This is a genomic window from Turicibacter sp. St.80E1 (assembly GCF_059728495.1).
The window spans coordinates 617501-634208 of record NZ_AP039386.1 but is presented as its reverse complement, the minus strand read 5'-3'; the positions used below and the strand labels follow the sequence as shown (position 1 = coordinate 634208).

Here is a 16708-nt window from a genome sequence, read left to right as displayed (position 1 = left end):
TTTGTTCGTTTTTTATCTTAACACAAAAGAAGACTACTGACAATTGTCTATAGTCTTCCCTAAATTTTCTTTTTTATAACCACTCATAGAGGCTAAACTTCTAATTTATATTTCAAGCAAACTTCCCCTAATTCATCAAGTAATCCCTGACAATCTTCCCATTTACTTAGCATTGCTCCAGATGCCTTAGGATGTCCTCCACCATCAAATTTAGCAGCGACTTCATTAATAATAGGTCCATTCGATCGAATATTTGCACGAATTCGTCCATCCTCATTTTCAAATAAACATACCCAAACTAAGATTCCCTCAATATTAGCAAGCGTATTAACAAGCGCCGATCGTGTCCCCGTTGTTAAATGATAAGACTTTTGGATATCTAGCGGCATTTTAAAGAAGGCAACTCCCGCTTCACTGACCTCAAATTGACTTAAAACATATCCTTGTGCCTGAACAATATTTAATGAACGGCGATATAAATTCTCGTGAATTTTATTTCGATTAATCTCGCAAGAATATAGAAGTTGTGCCGCACTTAATGTATCTATCGTTGTATTATCGTATAAAAAGCGACCGCTATCCGCAATAATCCCCGTATATAAGCATGAGGCAGCCTCTTGTGATAACTGCAAGTGATACGCTTCTCGATTGGCCTGATATAAATTAACAACGATTTCCGAAGTAGAAGAGGCGGCTGTATCTGTATAGTTAATATCGGCGTACTCTTCAACAACTGGATGGTGATCCAATTTAATTAACTTAGCTCCTAATTTATAGCGAGAATCATCAATTCGAGCAGAATTTGCAGTATCCATAATCAATACGAGTGCCCCCTCATAATCCTCATCACATACTTCATCCATTTGCCCCATCCATGCAAGGGAAGGTTCATTAAACCCTACTGTTTTAACTACTTTATCTTTATAATTGCAACGAATTAATTCAGCTAGACCAAGCTGTGAACCTAGGGCGTCTGGGTCAGGGCTCACATGACGATGGATAATAATCTTATCAAATTCAAAAATATGGCTCCAAATTTCTTTTAACATAATTTCACCTCTATTTTAACATGACTAAATTATAACACAATCTATCCAACGATGGACTTTTTATACCCTATTAAAAAATGAGATTCGTCACCGAATCTCATTTTCCTTATTTTACAAATGCATAGGTATCTTCAGCAATCATTAATTCCTCGTTAGTCGGAATCGCAAACACCTTAATCTGAGAATCCGGCGTTGAAATAAGCTGCTCTTCTCCCATTACCTGATTAGCTTCGTCGTCTAATTGAATACCTAAAACTCCTAAGCGATCAACGATTGCCTTACGAACCGGTGTTGAATTTTCACCGATTCCCGCTGTAAAGACTAAGGCGTCGACTCCACCTAAGTAAATGTAGTAAGCACCAATATAATCACAAATACGTTTAACGTATAAATTAAAGGCCGTCATCGCACGCTCATCTTTTTGTGCAACCAGTTTCAAAATATCACGCATATCCGATGACTCTCCTGAAACACCGTATAAACCTGACTCTTTATTTAACGCATTAACCGCTTGATCAACCGTTAAGTTTTCTTTTGCCATTACAAAAGGTAAAACAGCTGGGTCAATATCCCCTGAGCGTGTTCCCATCATAATTCCCGCTAAAGGAGTGAATCCCATTGAGGTATCAACTGAGTGCCCCCCCTTAATAGCGGTTAAAGATCCTCCATTCCCTAAATGAATCGTAATCATTTTAGTTTCTTCTAACGGCTTATTCATTAATTTAGCGCATTGTTTAGCAACATATTGATGTGAAGTCCCATGGAATCCGTATTTACGCACACCATATTTTTTATACCAATCATATTTTACCGGATATAAATAAGCATCTTCTGCCATCGTCTGATGGAAGGCTGTGTCGAAAACAGCAACAGGAACAGCATGAGGTAATTCTTTCATAAATGCTTTAATTCCTAAAACATGAGCAGGGTTATGAAGTGGCGCTAATTCTGATAAAGCATCAATTTCAGCTAACACCTCATCCGTAATGACCACTGATCGATCAAATTTTTCTCCCCCATGAACAACGCGATGACCGACTCCGCTAATTTCATCATAGTTTTTAACAATTTTTAAATCAAGTAAAGCTTCTAATAATAAATGAACTGCCACACTATGATCTTTAATAGGTAAAACTTTTTCAATTTTTTGATCTTCAAATTTAATATTAAATACTCCATCATTAAATCCGATACGTTCAACTAATCCTTTAGTAATGACAGTTTGGGCTGGCATTTCTAACAATTGAAACTTCAATGATGAGCTTCCTGCATTAACAGATAAAATTTTAGTCATATAGGTATCCTCCATCTTATTTATTCATTTTCATCCAATTTTCAATACGAATTAACGTCTGATTGAACGCGTGTGGATCATTAAAACTTGGCAGTTGCGCGACAAGTACCTCGTTAACTGGGCGAACATGTTCCCCATGTTTTTGAATAATAAATAGGCTCTTTCCAACCTCGTCTTTTTTAAACAGCGACATTGGTAATTGTAATAAAGCCTGAATTGTCGCATTTTCCTTAAGTAATTGGTGAAAATCCTGCGAATGTGACTGACTAAACAAATCATTTGGAATCACATAAAAACCATATCCTCCAGGCTTTAAGTAATTTAAATGATTCTCGATTAGTAAATAAGGAAGATAATCCACTCCTTGAGAACTCAACGTTAAATCTAAATTAACTAACTCTTCCTTAGCGAGATGCCCCTCCGGTAAATCACCTATAATTAAATCCAATGGATTCACCAATAATGGTTTTAACGAGCTTTGCTGATAAAACTGAACCTCGTATTCCTGCATATCAGAAAGTGTACACGCAATCTTTAATAAATCACTATCTACATCAACTCCATAAACCATCTGAGGCTCTGCCCCCAAATGATTTAAAACAGCTGTCAGCAAATTCGCCGTACCGACTGTCAAGTCCCCCATATAGGCCTGTTTAATATCCCCCATAAACTTAGAAATTAAATAGCCCAGTATCATTGCAATAGAGTCTGGTGTCATCACCGCATTTGTGACTCTTTCGGACTTAAGCCCCTTTAAAATTGCCAACTGTAATGCCTTTCTAATTTCCTCTTGCGTAAACTCTAACCCCTCTAACTTCGCATAATGCGATTTTAAAATCTCTTTCGACTCTTCATTAAGAGATAAATTAATCTCTTGTGACATGATATTTTGACAACTTTCACACATCGCATGTAAATAATTCATCTTTAACTCTGAGCTAATGATCATCGAGGTTTCATCTACGAGATCAAATAGTTGTTCAATTACTTCGGGTCTAAGCACTAAAAATCACCTCTTCATGATATACAAATTGATTTTACTACAACTTTAAACCGTTGTCACGGCTTTAGCCAAAAAATGTTATAACGTTTAAGTAAAAGAGATAACGCTTTCTACATGACACATAAATCCAATTTATAAGCTCTCCTGTTCCACGTCTATCTTACCAAAAATTTCATAAGTAACCCCTCCTTAACTTCCAAGGTTATCTTTTAATTCGAAGGACATCGACGCTAAGAAAAACTAGTACCTTTTGATCATGCAAAAATATGAGTTAGGAGACATCGAATGGAAGCACTTCTTACTAGGAGTATGCAAGTTAAAACATCTACCTCTTAAGCTAAACTTTTCTATTTAAAATAAAAGAACCTATAGGCCCACACTTTTTTTAAGTGTCTCTCTTATAGGTTCTCATTCAGCCAAAGTCGACGAATGTTTAATCATTTCGCAACAGTCTCATTTTTTTCTGCCGCTTTAGATCCCGATTTATCAAATTCATTCACGATATTATTTATAAACTTAGGGGCTTGATCCAATAATCGCTCATAAAGTGACGTACGTTCCTCAACGTGTTTTAACTCAACCCCAGATTCATTGACGATTAAAAAGGCAATGGGTGTAATCGAAACTCCACCACCACTTCCGCCCCCAAATGGAGAACCATCGGTTGTTGATTTGCGCTCAGTTTCAAATTCGCTACCTCCCGCTCCAAATCCAAAACTTACTTTAGAAACAGGAATAATCGTGTCCCCGTGATCTGTTTTTAAAGGATTTCCAACAATGGTATCGACATCAACCATTTTCTTCAAGCTTTCCATTGAAATTTTCATTAAATTATGTATTGGATGTTCTGCCATAAAATTATTCCTCCTCAATTTTTAGCATCCGTTTAATTGTTAATAATTCTTTAAAGGATAACAAAAGAACAAGTATAATATCGACGATTCGAAACGAGAGTATACATGAAAGGCTAATAAAAAGTGAATTCCCCTTAAATTTACTTTTTACATCAAAGTGATAGTGATCCACTTTCTTAACGTATCTTTCAATAAAGGCATAAAAATTGGCTTGAAATGTCCACAATGCTCCGATGATGCACCCGGTGGTCATGGCATCGTCTAAACTGAAATCAATCATCGACTCTAAGCGATGAATTCTAATTCTATTCGTTAGACGAATAAGAACTTTTCGAGAGAGTTTAAAAATCGTCTTGCCCCGTCTAATCATAGATTTTATCGCTCTCATATCTAATTTGCGTGTCACCTTTTTTTGTTTAATCTTAACTGCCCTTGTCTTTTTCCGACGCTTCTTCCTAGTGCCCCCCATCTCCTTCTTCGGCATCGATGGAGATGGATCAACAATCGGCTCTTTTTTAACTTTAACTGTTTCCTTAAATTCAACCCGGGTCAACTCTTGTTTTGTTTCCTCTTGAACCCTCGCAAACTGGGATTCTACCTTCTCCTTCGTAGAATCCTTTAAAAAATCAGTCATCTCTAAGCGATACTTCAGCCAAAGATAGCGTAACTCAACCCACCCATCCTGCTGATTTAAAAACAATTCAACTTTAATTTTTATAAATGACAAAATAATAATGAGTCCTAATAAGACAAGTAAAAAATAACCGATAAACCGCATGACGTAATCCCCTTAATTTTTTATTTTTCCATAGTATGGATGAAATACCTTTCTTTTATACTTCTAGATGATCTTCTCAAATAAAAAAACATTAGCTCATTTAGCTAACGTTTTTTGTTTTGCTATTCAATAAAATTAATATGATACTCTTTAAACCAAAGATGGAATTGATATAAATAAGCAATCAACTGTGGCTGTGTCATTAACTGTCCGAACCATGGACGTGTAATAATCTCATCACTCGTATTGGCAAGAGCCCATAGTTTTTCCTCATCAAAAATCTCATGTAAAATTGAATCTGGATCATTCAATGCCTCTCTTAATAGCGCTTGGATTAACTCTGTATAATGCGGATTATGGGTTTTAGGATATGGATTTTTTTTACGATACAACACTTCATCCGGCAATACTCCCTCTAAAGCTTTACGTAATAATCCTTTTTCCATTCCACCATGAAATTTCATTTCCCATGGAATATTATATAGATACTCCATTAGACGATGGTCGGCAAATGGAACCCTAACTTCAAGACTCGCTCCCATGCTCATTCGATCTTTGCGATCTAGTAAGGTTGTCATAAACCATTTCGTATTTAAATACGTCAACTGACGTTTTTCATTATTTAATACACTATCTCCTTCTAAAATAGGGGCACTCGCAATCGATTCATTAAATCGTTTCGTTGCATAGCCAACAAGATCTAACTTCTCTTGCCATTCCGGTTTTAAAAGTGTATTACGAATCGCTAAATCACGAAGCCATGGAAACATTCCATTCATCGGTTCACGGTAAAACCAAGGATATCCCCCAAAAATTTCATCGGCGCATTCTCCTGATAAACTCACGGTATAATCCTCTTTAATTTTTTTACAAAACCAGTAAAGCGATGAATCGACATCTGCCATCCCCGGCATATCTCTAAAATAAACAGCATCCTTTAAGGCATCAGCCAAATCCTGATTACTAATGACGCAATAATGATGATGGGTTTGATTTAAATCCGAGATGAGTTTAATAAAATCATTATCTTGAGAGACCGTAAAAGCGGTTTTTTTAAAGTATTTCACGTTATCTTCATAATCAATAGAGAACGTATGTAAATTTTTAATTTCCTGGGCAGCGATAGCTGTAATGGCGGATGAGTCCACCCCTCCTGATAAAAACGTACATAATGGAACATCTGAAACGAGTTGTCGTTTAATAGCATCTAACAAAATATCCCTTGTTTTAGCGACAGTCGTCTCGAAATCATCGACATGTTCAGACGCCGTTAATTCCCAGTACTGCTCTTCCTTTTTACTTCCACTTGAGACGTTCATATAATGTCCTGGCTTCAACTCTTTGATTCCCTTATATAGTCCGTGACCCGGTGTATGAGACGGCCCAACCCCTAACAACTCTCTAAATCCTTCTAGCGTAATTTCATTTTTTTTCGTATACTGTAAAATCTGTTTTTGTTCCGAAGCAAAAATAATTCCATCTGGTAATTCATAATAATACAGCGGTTTAACACCGGCACGATCTCTCGCTACGAACAATCGCTGTTCCTTACTGTCCCAAACTGCAAATGCATAAATTCCGTTTAATTTCTCAACAACTCGCTCTTGAAAGCAAACGTAAGCTTTTAAAAGTACCTCCGTATCCGAATGTCCTTTAAACGTATATCCCGCTTTCAATAACTCCTGACGAATTTCTTCCGTATTATAGAGCTCACCATTATAAACCATTGTATATTGGTGAAAAGACATCGGTTGTTTTCCTTGTTCAATATCAACCACTGATAACCGGCGGTGACCTAAGAAAACATGTTGATCATAAAAGGTTCCCCCTTCGTCAGGTCCCCGATGTAAAACAGCCTGTACACAACTCATATCATAAGGTGTCCTCACCTCATTCAAATGATAATTTACAACCCCAAAAATTCCACACATATCACCATCTCCTTACCTATTCCCTTATGGGGTTAAATGGAAAAAACATTGTACGACATATTCTATGCGAAAGACTCCATATTGAAACATGTTTTTTCTTCTGCTAAAATATTTTTATCAAAAATGCAAAAAATCGACTTCAGGAGAAGTGTCTTATAGGACACCATGCTCCCCCACTTAAGCGATTTAGACGCATATAACCTATTATTTACCCCAAGCGGAGGCGACTAAAATGAAAACTCTACTGATTAAACTCATTCGATTTTATCAAAAATACATTTCCGTTCAAACAGGACCTAACTGCCGCTTTATTCCGACCTGTTCGCAATATGCTATCGAGGCTATCGAATCTCATGGGGCGTTAAAAGGAGGATGGCTAGCAATCCGAAGAATTTTAAGGTGTAACCCCTTTGGAAAAATGGGATATGATCCTGTTCCACAGAAAAAAAAGAAAAAATAATAAAAATTCTTAAAATAATTGGCGTTAATTAAGTGATAATGCGTAAAATATAATAGATTTAAAAGGTATTATTTTGTATAGGGGGATTTCAGATTATGGAACTCATTTCTTTTTTAGAATATATTGGCGTGTTTGTGTTCGCCGCTTCTGGGGCAATCTGTGCCATCGAAAATAGGATGGATTTCTTCGGAATATTAACCTTAGCCGCTGTAACAGCAATGGGCGGTGGTGTCATTCGTGATGTTGTAACGAATATCGGAATTCCTGCATTATTTTCAGACTATATATCAATAGGAATTATCCTTCTTTCAACCACGTTGACTATTATCTTTCGTGGTAAAATAAAATGGAAAACTTCATTTCTTCTTTTAGATGCGATTGGTTTAGCCGTTTTTACCGTTGCTGCGGGCATGAAAGCCATTGAACTACATTATAACTTCTTAACCTTTATCTTTGTTTCCCTTATCACAGCAATAGGGGGTGGCGTCGTTCGTGACATTCTTTCTAAAAGAGTCCCAATTATTTTAAAAAGAGAAATATATGCGGTTGCCTCCCTCATTGGATCTACTGTGTTTTGGATAATAAGTCCTTGGATTGGTATTTATCTGAGCTCCTATCTCTGCCTTACTCTTATCTTTATGATCCGTATTTTTACTTACTATTATCATATTCACTTGCCGTATATTGAAAACGGAAAAATCATCTTTTACTTTAATCAAAAAAAATCCGATGATTGATTCATCGGGTTTTTATTTGCTCTCTTTTTAAAAAAAGGTATAATAGTTTTATCTTTAAGAAATGTTGTGGTGATAAATTTGAATTTAATGACAATTGAAAATATAAGCAAAAGTTACTCAGTAAAAACGTTACTTAAAAACATCTCATTTGGGATTAGTGAAGGCGAGAAAATAGGGATTATTGGGGTTAATGGAACCGGAAAATCAACGCTTCTTAAAATTATTGCGGGTGTCGAGACCCCTGAAACAGGGAAAATTACCAAGGGAAATCGGGTACGAGTAGAATATTTATCACAAAATCCAAACTTTGACGAAGAGGCATCCGTTTTAGAGCAAGTATTCAAGGGAAATTCTAAGGAAATGCAACTTTTACGAGAATATCAAGAGATCCTTGAAACTTTGCAAACTCATTACGATGATAAAATAAATGAAAGACTTTTAAAAGTTCAGGATCAAATTGACCGTTTAAACCTATGGGATTTAGAAAGTGAAGCGAAATCCGTATTAACAAAATTAGGCATTATTAATTTTTCCCAAAAAGTAAAGGAATTATCGGGGGGACAAAAAAAGCGAGTTGCACTCGCATCGGCACTCATTACCCCATGTGAGCTATTGATTTTAGATGAGCCTACCAATCACCTGGATAACGAAACAATATCTAAATTAGAAGATCATTTAAATAGTCGTAAAGGGGCCCTTCTTATGATCACGCACGACCGTTATTTTCTTGATCGGGTTACCAATCGTATTATTGAGCTTGATCACGGAAACCTCTATAGCTATGATGGGAACTATTCTCTATTTCTTGAAAAGAAGATGGAACGTCTTCAACTTGAAGCGGCGATGGAAGATAAGCGACAAAATTTACTTCGAAAAGAGTTAGCCTGGGTTAGACGGGGAGCCCAAGCCCGTTCCACAAAACAAAAAGCACGATTACAGCGTTTTGATGAACTAAAAAATAAAGAGAAACCTACCAATCAAGAAAGCATTGATATTTCAGTCGCATCTACACGATTAGGTCGAAAAATAATGGAATTCAATCATCTCCATAAATCTTTTGATGGCCGTTGTCTGATTGAAGATCTCGATTACACATTAGCAAGAACAGACCGTATCGGAATTGTTGGACCAAATGGAATCGGTAAATCAACACTTATTAACCTTATTCGCGGAAAAATAGCTCCGGATAGTGGAAGCATCGAAATCGGAGAAACAGTTAAAATTGGTTGTTTCGCCCAAGAGAGTGAGGAAATGAACCCTAACCTCCGAGCGATTGATTATATTAAAGAAAAACGTGAATACATTGAAACAGCTGATGGAACACGTATTACCGCTTCACAGATGTGCGAACGATTCCTCTTCGATGGGCACCTCCAATATTCTCAAATTGGAACTCTATCTGGGGGCGAAAGACGTCGTCTCTACCTACTCCGTATTCTAATGGATGCTCCTAACGTACTCCTCCTTGATGAACCTACCAATGATCTTGATATCGATACTTTACGTCGTCTTGAAGATTATCTTGATGATTTTAACGGAATTGTCATAACCGTTTCCCATGACCGTTACTTCCTCGACCGAGTTTGTAATAAAATATTTGCTTATGAAGGCGAGGGGAAAATTACCATCTATACTGGAAATTATAGTGACTACCTTGTCTTCAAAGAAGCAAATCCCTCAAAAAACGAAATCACGAGTGAGAACAAAAATAAGGAAGCAAGTAAATCTAAGCCACGTCGTGAAAAAAAATTAAAATTTACATTCCAAGAACAAAAGGAGTTTGAAACCATTGATGATGAAATTGCTACATTAGAGGAAAAGATAGAGCAATTTAATCAGGAATTAATCAAACATGCCACTGATTATGTGAAACTTCAGGATATTATGGCACAAAAAGAAATAATAGAGGAAGAATTAGCCCATAAATATGAGCGATGGGAATACTTAAATCAATTAGCTGAAGAAATTGAAAATAAAAGTAAGTAAACAAACGAATACCCAATAAAGTACCTTCATCGTAGACAAAAAAATAAAGCGGAACGGTCAATCATGATAGAACCGCTTTATCGTCTATGAGAGAGGTACTTTTTCTTATACTCACCCCCCGTTTGCCCCATTCCAAACCATTAAAACGTCAAAGAATTAAAATTTATTTAAAGGAAGGGGAAAAAGGAAACTACTAATTCTAATGGTTTTGGGCCCCAACATCTTAAATCCATCTATCGAAATTTAATTCATTGAAAAAATGCCTTAGATTCGACTCAATCAAAGCCCACAACTGCTGTTTAAAAAATGGCTCTTCAAGAAGCTTCACAGGGTCAAAGGCTTGTATTAAAAATTCATCACCCTTCCAACATCACATTCCTTCATTCGTTCAACGCAAATGTAAAGAGAGATTTACACCTATCCCGCCATCTCGTACAAGACGTATAAAAAAATGGTTCTATAATATTTGGTGTGGGTGGGATTACTCACACCTTTTTGATTGCCATAAATATTGAGACAAAAAAAGAGACATAGTCCCCAAAATCCTATACAATGTAATCGGCTAAAACAACACGAAAGGATTGGTTTTATGTCTCACACTAATTGTATCTCAACTTTACTTGATTTAAAAGATAAAAATATTACTTTTTCAAAAAATTGTATCCAAGAAACTCAGATTAAGAATGTTCGTTCTAAACTTATTTTGGGAACTCTTTCTTTTCAACCGACTCATTGCTACCACTGTGGTCATTCTTTTGACTCAAATATCATTAAACACGGCTTCAAAACTTCACGTATTAAGCTAGTCAAAATTTCCGGATTTGATGCTTATCTAGACTTAAAAAAACAACGTTATAAATGCCGTCATTGTGACCGAACATTTACCCTAGAAACATCTCTTGTTAACCCTAATTGTTTTATTTCCACTCCCGTAAAACAAGCCATCTTTTTAGAAGCTAGTCATAAGAAATCCGAAACAGATATTGCACGTGAGCTTAACGTTTCTCATTCAACCGTTAACCGCGTCATTCATTCTTCCTATGAAGAACAGCCGCTTCCCTTTAATTCTCTCCCAAAAGTTCTTTGTTTTGACGAGTTTAAGTCGGTTAAATCGGCCGAGGGAGCAATGTCCTTCATTTTTTGTGATGCGTCCAATGGAAAGCTAATTGATATCGTTGAAGACCGTCGCTTAAGTACACTAAGGACTTATTTTATGCGATTTTCTAAAGCAGCTCGTGAAGGTGTAACCCACGTCGTCATTGACATGTACGCCCCTTATATGACACTCATTAAAGAGGTATTCCCTAAGGCTAAGATTGTTTTAGATAAATTTCATATCGTTCAACTAGTCTCTCGTGCTCTTAATAAAACACGCATTCGTTTCATGAATCAAAATAAAGAGTTTTATAATAAATTCAAACATTATTGGCGACTTCTCTTAAAAGCCCAAGAAGATCTTAATGCCACTCATTACTTCTATTCCAACTGCTTCAAAAAGATGATCTCTCAACAAGAAATTATTGACTTTTTATTAGCCCTAGACCCTGAACTAAAGGAGACTTATGATTTCTACCAAACTGTCCAACAGGCTATTAAACTTCGTAACCTTGAAATATTTCATCATGCCATTCAACACCCCTCTGATCTGCTTTCACACGAAATGAAAACAGCTTTAAAAACACTCACTCATTATCAAGACTATGTCAAAAATACAATTGAAACTCCTTATACCAATGGAGTACTCGAAGGAATTAACAACAATATCAAAGTCATTAAGCGAATCGCTTTTGGATATCGTAGTTTCTACCATTTCAAAGCAAGAATTTTGATTATTCATAAATACACTTTTGAACAAAAAAAGAAGAGGAATCAAACCATCTAAAGAATAGCCTAATTCCTCCCGATTATATGTATAGATTTTATTCACCCACACTATTTGACAAAGAACCAAAAAAATACAGTATGAAATCTACACATAACTAGATTCATACCGTATTTTTTTATTTATGAAGAATTGTCAATACAAATGCGACAGTTTCTCATGAAATAGCTCGAATGAAGTTTTCCAACCTAAGCATTTTCGTGGTCGATGATTAATGAGGAGGAGGGCTTCATCAATCTCTTTCTCACTAACTCGTGCTAAGTCCGTCTTCTTCGGAAAGAATTCTCGAAGAAGACCATTGGCATTTTCATTACTTCCTCTTTGCCAAGAGGAATAGGCGTCAGCGAAGTAAACAGGAACCTTTAAATCTGCTTCTACTTTGGAATAACAAGCAAACTCTTTTCCTCGATCAACGGTATAAGTTTTAAAGGTGTCTTTAGGAAAATGTTCATATAACTCACTAATCGCTCGGTACATTTCAGATGCTGAGCGATTTTCGATTTTAACGGTGACATAAAATCGTGTTTGACGTTCAATAAATGTAGCTAAACATCCTTTACTTTTACCACGGCTTGAAACAACTGTATCAAGTTCCCAATGACCAAATGCCTGACGTTTTTTTACCTCTTTCGGACGTTGATGAATTGATGTCCCAATGTTAAATCGTCCGCGTGTTTCTCGTGGTTTTCGGCGTTTTCCCTTTTGCCTTAAACAGCTTAAATCCCCTAACAAAATCGTTCCGTCATAAATCCATCGATAAATAGTTTTGAATGAAATAACACCCTTTAAAACCGTATTAGAAATTTGTTCAGGCGACCAGGTTAACTTTAAATAATGTTGGATGGTTTGAATAACTTCTTCAGATTTGGTCTCTGGACGATGACAAACTAAGCGACGTTGCTCGGCTAATTCATCTGCTAGCTCTGCTTGATACGTCTTTTGAGTATTTCGTTTTAGTTCACGAGCAATGGTTGAATGATGACGATTTAATTGCCCCGCAATTTGTCTCGTTGAATAACCCATTTTTGAAAGAACTTCTATACGTGTACGCTCAAATGTGTTAAGATGTTTATAACTCATAAATAGATCTCCTTGTTAAGAATTTGGTGTGGTAACTTCATTCTATAACAAAGAATTCTATTTATGAGCTTTTTTTATTTGTCGTACTTAATATTACAATCTGTCTTATATAAATGAATTCCTTAAAAGTTGTGAACTCATCGCTCATTTAGAGCCTTATAGACTATAAAAGGTTTTAAATAATTTGATGACGTACTCGTGGTCCTTTACTGCTGCTAATTCACGAATCGAGTGCATCCCTAATAAGGGACTTCCCATATCAATCACCGGAATAGTTAAACTAGAAGATGTAATCGGACCAATTGTTGTACCACCACGAACATCCGAGCGATTATAAAATTTTTGATAAGGGACTTCTGCAACCTGACAAAGTGATTCAAAAATAGCAGCACAGCGACTATCTGTACTATAAGAACCTGACGATGCTATCTTAAGAACGGGTCCCCCTCCAAGTACTGGGCGATTAGTTGGGTCGTGTTTTTCCGGATAATTTGGATGAACCGCATGTGCTAAATCAGCGGAAATCATCACCGAATTTGCAAGTGTCTGATACATTCCCTCCCGATTAAGCCCTAGAGCCATTGTAACGCGCTCAATAATATTTAAAATAAAGGCAGAATTAGCTCCCTGTGCTGTTAAACTTCCAATTTCCTCATTATCAATACAAATCATCATTTTGGTTGCCTTAATTTCGGGACTTTCAATTAAAGCCTTAACACCTGAATACACCATCCACATATCGTCTAACCCACCGCAAGAAATAAATTCTTCCTCAACACCGACTAAACATCCTTTTTCATACTCATACAACGATAATTCAAATCCTAAAATATCTCGGTAATCAACAGATAATTCATCCGCAATTAATTTCACCAGATAGTTATCCTTTTCAAAGTAATCATTGACAAGTCCAAGTAAAGGTAACGTATGTTTCTGCTTGTTTACTTCAAGCCCTTCATTAACTGCTCGATTCATATGAATAGCTAAACTAGGAATAATTAATAAAGGTTTATTTATATTAATTAGCTTAGTGCATGGTGCGAATGGAGTTTCCCCCTTCAACATGACTTTCCCCGCTAATCCAAGTGGCCGATCAAACCATGTATATAAAATTGCGCCACCATAACCTTCAGTATTTAGTTTTAAATACGTTCCTTCCACAACCATTTCTGCATTAGACTTAACCCTAAAACCAGGTGAATCGGTATGCGCACCAATCATACGAATCCCCTCTTTCTTAAGATCACCTGTTCCAATTTCAAAGGCAATTAAAGCAGAATCATTTTTTTTGACAAAGTACTTTCCTTTAGCCTTTAAACTCCAAACATCAGATTCATTTAACTCCATGTACCCTTCAGAGGATAAATACTTCTCTACATTTAATACACTATGAAAAGCAGTTGGGCTTTCATATAAGAACTCAATTAAGTCAGTAGCTGATTGTTTAACCATTTACTATTCCTCCTGTTCAAAATCTAATTATTATCCATCATAACACTTTTTAAATCCAGTCGCAAATAAAAAAGGTTCTATAATATTTGGTGTGGGTGATGCCCACACCTCTTTTATTGGAATTAAAAAATAAGTACAAAAAAAGAGACATAACGTCCCAAATTCTATACAATGTAATCGACCAAAAAAACACGAAAGGATTGGGTTTATGTCTCACACTAATTGTATCTCAACTTTACTTGATTTAAAAGATAAAAATATTACTTTTTCAAAAAATTGTATCCACGAAACTCAGATTAAGAATGTTCGTTCTAAACTTATTTTGGGGACTCTTTCTTTTCAACCGACTCATTGCTACCACTGTGGTCATTCTTTTGACTCAAATATCATTAAACACGGCTTCAAAACTTCACGTATTAAGCTAGTCAAAATTTCCGGATTTGATGCTTATCTAGACTTAAAAAAACAACGTTATAAATGCCGTCATTGTGACCGAACATTTACCCTAGAAACATCTCTTGTTAACCCTAATTGTTTTATTTCCACTCCCGTAAAACAAGCCATCTTTTTAGAAGCTAGTCATAAGAAATCCGAAACAGATATTGCACGTGAGCTTAACGTTTCTCATTCAACCGTTAACCGCGTCATTCATTCTTCCTATGAAGAACAGCCGCTTCCCTTTAATTCTCTCCCAAAAGTTCTTTGTTTTGACGAGTTTAAGTCGGTTAAATCGGCCGAGGGAGCAATGTCCTTCATTTTTTGTGATGCGTCCAATGGAAAGCTAATTGATATCGTTGAAGACCGTCGCTTAAGTACACTAAGGACTTATTTTATGCGATTTTCTAAAGCAGCTCGTGAAGGTGTAACCCACGTCGTCATTGACATGTACGCCCCTTATATGACACTCATTAAAGAGGTATTCCCTAAGGCTAAGATTGTTTTAGATAAATTTCATATCGTTCAACTAGTCTCTCGTGCTCTTAATAAAACACGCATTCGTTTCATGAATCAAAATAAAGAGTTTTATAATAAATTCAAACATTATTGGCGACTTCTCTTAAAAGCCCAAGAAGATCTTAGTGCCACTCATTACTTCTATTCCAACTGCTTCAAAAAGATGATCTCTCAACAAGAAATTATTGACTTTTTATTAGCCCTAGACCCTGAACTAAAGGAGACTTATGATTTCTACCAAACTGTCCAACAGGCTATTAAACTTCGTAACCTTGAAATATTTCATCATGCCATTCAACACCCCTCTGACCTGCTTTCACACGAAATGAAAACAGCTTTAAAAACACTCACTCATTATCAAGATTATGTCAAAAATACTATCGAAACTCCTTATACCAATGGAGTACTCGAAGGAATTAACAATAACATTAAAGTCATTAAACGTATTGCCTTCGGATACCGTAGTTTCTACCATTTCAAAGCAAGAATTTTGATTATTCATAAATACACTTTTGAACAAAAAAAGAAGAGGAACCAAGCCGTCTAAAGAATGGCCTAATTCCTCTTGATTACATGTATAGATTTTATTCACCCACACGATTTGACAAAGAGCCATAAAAAAAGACTGATGAACACTCATCAGTCATAATTATCATTTCAAATGGCGGTCCAGACGGGAATCGAACCCGCGATCTCCTGCGTGACAGGCAGGCATGTTAACCGCTACACCACTGGACCTTTTGGTTGCGGGGACAGGACTTGAACCTGCGACCTTCGGGTTATGAGCCCGACGAGCTACCAACTGCTCCACCCCGCGATGTTATCATATGGTGGCTTGGGACGGAATCGAACCGCCGACACAAGGATTTTCAGTCCTTTGCTCTACCGACTGAGCTACCAAGCCTTTTATTATGGTGCCTAGGGCCGGAATCGAACCGGCACGGGTGTCACCACCCGCAGGATTTTAAGTCCTGTGCGTCTACCAGTTCCGCCACCCAGGCACATCATTATTTCAGGCACGCGCCTTTTTTTCAAAAATGGTGTCCTGCAGAGGACTCGAACCTCTGACCCTCTGATTAAAAGTCAGATGCTCTACCAACTGAGCTAGCAGGACTTTTATGGTGGAGGATGACGGGCTCGAACCGCCGACCCTCTGCTTGTAAGGCAGATGCTCTCCCAGCTGAGCTAATCCTCCATCATGGTGGCTTGGGACGGAATCGAACCGCCGACACAAGGATTTTCAGTCCT

At 36.8% G+C, this 16708-nt stretch carries 13 protein-coding genes and 7 tRNA genes (1 of these 20 only partly in view); 5 read left to right on the top strand and 15 right to left on the bottom strand.

Annotated elements, in window-relative coordinates:
• Positions 1-92: 92 nt before the first annotated feature.
• The 6 genes from AC6I0I_RS02950 to asnB form a co-directional block, all read right to left on the bottom strand.
• On the bottom strand, positions 93-1049 hold the full coding sequence (locus AC6I0I_RS02950; RefSeq protein WP_161831548.1) for a DHH family phosphoesterase: 957 nt from the start codon (positions 1047-1049) through the stop codon (positions 93-95).
• A gap of 106 nt (positions 1050-1155) precedes the next feature.
• Positions 1156-2343, bottom strand: coding sequence for an acetate/propionate family kinase (locus tag AC6I0I_RS02945; protein ID WP_161831547.1), 1188 nt, complete (start codon positions 2341-2343; stop codon positions 1156-1158).
• Between the two features lie 16 nt (positions 2344-2359).
• The gene (locus AC6I0I_RS02940; RefSeq protein WP_161831546.1) at positions 2360-3346 is read right to left on the bottom strand and encodes a class I SAM-dependent methyltransferase; all 987 of its coding nucleotides are present in this window, start codon (positions 3344-3346) and stop codon (positions 2360-2362) included.
• A gap of 437 nt (positions 3347-3783) precedes the next feature.
• Positions 3784-4200: a GerW family sporulation protein gene (ytfJ, locus tag AC6I0I_RS02935; RefSeq protein ID WP_161831545.1), complete on the bottom strand. Its 417-nt coding sequence runs from the start codon at positions 4198-4200 to the stop codon at positions 3784-3786.
• 4 nt (positions 4201-4204) lie between these two features.
• Positions 4205-4978 (bottom strand): DUF2953 domain-containing protein, encoded by a 774-nt coding sequence (locus AC6I0I_RS02930; protein WP_161831544.1) that lies wholly within the window; start codon positions 4976-4978, stop codon positions 4205-4207.
• 122 nt (positions 4979-5100) lie between these two features.
• A complete protein-coding gene (gene asnB / locus AC6I0I_RS02925; protein ID WP_161831543.1) occupies positions 5101-6909 on the bottom strand; it encodes an asparagine synthase (glutamine-hydrolyzing) in 1809 nt (602 codons plus the stop codon).
• A 232-nt stretch (positions 6910-7141) separates the two neighbouring features.
• Here asnB and yidD point away from each other — a divergent pair, with 232 nt between their 5' ends.
• From yidD to AC6I0I_RS02905, 4 genes are all read left to right on the top strand, one after another.
• The gene (gene yidD, locus AC6I0I_RS02920) at positions 7142-7369 is read left to right on the top strand and encodes a membrane protein insertion efficiency factor YidD (RefSeq protein WP_262950819.1); all 228 of its coding nucleotides are present in this window, start codon (positions 7142-7144) and stop codon (positions 7367-7369) included.
• A gap of 95 nt (positions 7370-7464) precedes the next feature.
• Positions 7465-8106, top strand: a complete 642-nt coding sequence (locus tag AC6I0I_RS02915) for a trimeric intracellular cation channel family protein (RefSeq protein ID WP_161831541.1) — start codon at positions 7465-7467, stop codon at positions 8104-8106.
• A gap of 87 nt (positions 8107-8193) precedes the next feature.
• Complete coding sequence (locus AC6I0I_RS02910; protein ID WP_262950840.1) at positions 8194-10092, top strand: ABC-F family ATP-binding cassette domain-containing protein; 1899 nt, start codon at positions 8194-8196, stop codon at positions 10090-10092.
• Between the two features lie 589 nt (positions 10093-10681).
• Positions 10682-11974 (top strand): ISL3 family transposase, encoded by a 1293-nt coding sequence (locus tag AC6I0I_RS02905; RefSeq protein ID WP_338507311.1) that lies wholly within the window; start codon positions 10682-10684, stop codon positions 11972-11974.
• A 135-nt stretch (positions 11975-12109) separates the two neighbouring features.
• On the opposite strand, the gene AC6I0I_RS02900 is transcribed toward AC6I0I_RS02905, so the two are convergent.
• On the bottom strand, positions 12110-13054 hold the full coding sequence (locus AC6I0I_RS02900; RefSeq protein ID WP_338617385.1) for an IS30 family transposase: 945 nt from the start codon (positions 13052-13054) through the stop codon (positions 12110-12112).
• A 156-nt stretch (positions 13055-13210) separates the two neighbouring features.
• Entirely contained in the window at positions 13211-14506 is a 1296-nt protein-coding gene (locus AC6I0I_RS02895; protein ID WP_161832939.1) for a M18 family aminopeptidase, read from the bottom strand.
• A gap of 208 nt (positions 14507-14714) precedes the next feature.
• On the opposite strand from AC6I0I_RS02895, the gene AC6I0I_RS02890 reads away from it, so the two are divergent.
• Positions 14715-16007 carry an ISL3 family transposase gene (locus tag AC6I0I_RS02890; RefSeq protein WP_497993655.1) on the top strand — a complete coding sequence of 431 codons (1293 nt, stop codon included), beginning with the start codon at positions 14715-14717 and terminating at the stop codon, positions 16005-16007.
• Positions 16008-16122: 115 nt separating this feature from the next.
• Here the strand turns inward: AC6I0I_RS02890 and AC6I0I_RS02885 are convergent.
• The 7 genes from AC6I0I_RS02885 to AC6I0I_RS02855 form a co-directional block, all read right to left on the bottom strand.
• Positions 16123-16198 (bottom strand) — tRNA-Asp (locus tag AC6I0I_RS02885).
• A 3-nt stretch (positions 16199-16201) separates the two neighbouring features.
• A tRNA-Met gene (locus AC6I0I_RS02880) sits at positions 16202-16277 on the bottom strand.
• Positions 16278-16288: 11 nt separating this feature from the next.
• Positions 16289-16364 (bottom strand) — tRNA-Phe (locus AC6I0I_RS02875).
• Between the two features lie 8 nt (positions 16365-16372).
• Positions 16373-16461 (bottom strand) — tRNA-Leu (locus AC6I0I_RS02870).
• Between the two features lie 37 nt (positions 16462-16498).
• A tRNA-Lys gene (locus AC6I0I_RS02865) sits at positions 16499-16574 on the bottom strand.
• A gap of 5 nt (positions 16575-16579) precedes the next feature.
• Positions 16580-16655: transfer RNA gene (locus tag AC6I0I_RS02860), tRNA-Val, on the bottom strand.
• Between the two features lie 4 nt (positions 16656-16659).
• Positions 16660-16708: transfer RNA gene (locus AC6I0I_RS02855), tRNA-Phe, on the bottom strand; it runs 27 nt beyond the window's last position.

Coding starts and splice junctions, on each gene's coding strand:
- AC6I0I_RS02930 (WP_161831544.1), bottom strand. CDS start 4,978: ATGCGGTTTATCGGTTATTTTTTACTTGTCTTATTAGGACTCATTATT.
- ytfJ (WP_161831545.1), bottom strand. CDS start 4,200: ATGGCAGAACATCCAATACATAATTTAATGAAAATTTCAATGGAAAGC.
- AC6I0I_RS02915 (WP_161831541.1), top strand. CDS start 7,465: ATGGAACTCATTTCTTTTTTAGAATATATTGGCGTGTTTGTGTTCGCC.
- AC6I0I_RS02945 (WP_161831547.1), bottom strand. CDS start 2,343: ATGACTAAAATTTTATCTGTTAATGCAGGAAGCTCATCATTGAAGTTT.
- AC6I0I_RS02890 (WP_497993655.1), top strand. CDS start 14,715: ATGTCTCACACTAATTGTATCTCAACTTTACTTGATTTAAAAGATAAA.
- AC6I0I_RS02910 (WP_262950840.1), top strand. CDS start 8,194: ATGACAATTGAAAATATAAGCAAAAGTTACTCAGTAAAAACGTTACTT.
- AC6I0I_RS02950 (WP_161831548.1), bottom strand. CDS start 1,049: ATGTTAAAAGAAATTTGGAGCCATATTTTTGAATTTGATAAGATTATT.
- asnB (WP_161831543.1), bottom strand. CDS start 6,909: ATGTGTGGAATTTTTGGGGTTGTAAATTATCATTTGAATGAGGTGAGG.
- AC6I0I_RS02895 (WP_161832939.1), bottom strand. CDS start 14,506: ATGGTTAAACAATCAGCTACTGACTTAATTGAGTTCTTATATGAAAGC.
- yidD (WP_262950819.1), top strand. CDS start 7,142: ATGAAAACTCTACTGATTAAACTCATTCGATTTTATCAAAAATACATT.
- AC6I0I_RS02905 (WP_338507311.1), top strand. CDS start 10,682: ATGTCTCACACTAATTGTATCTCAACTTTACTTGATTTAAAAGATAAA.
- AC6I0I_RS02900 (WP_338617385.1), bottom strand. CDS start 13,054: ATGAGTTATAAACATCTTAACACATTTGAGCGTACACGTATAGAAGTT.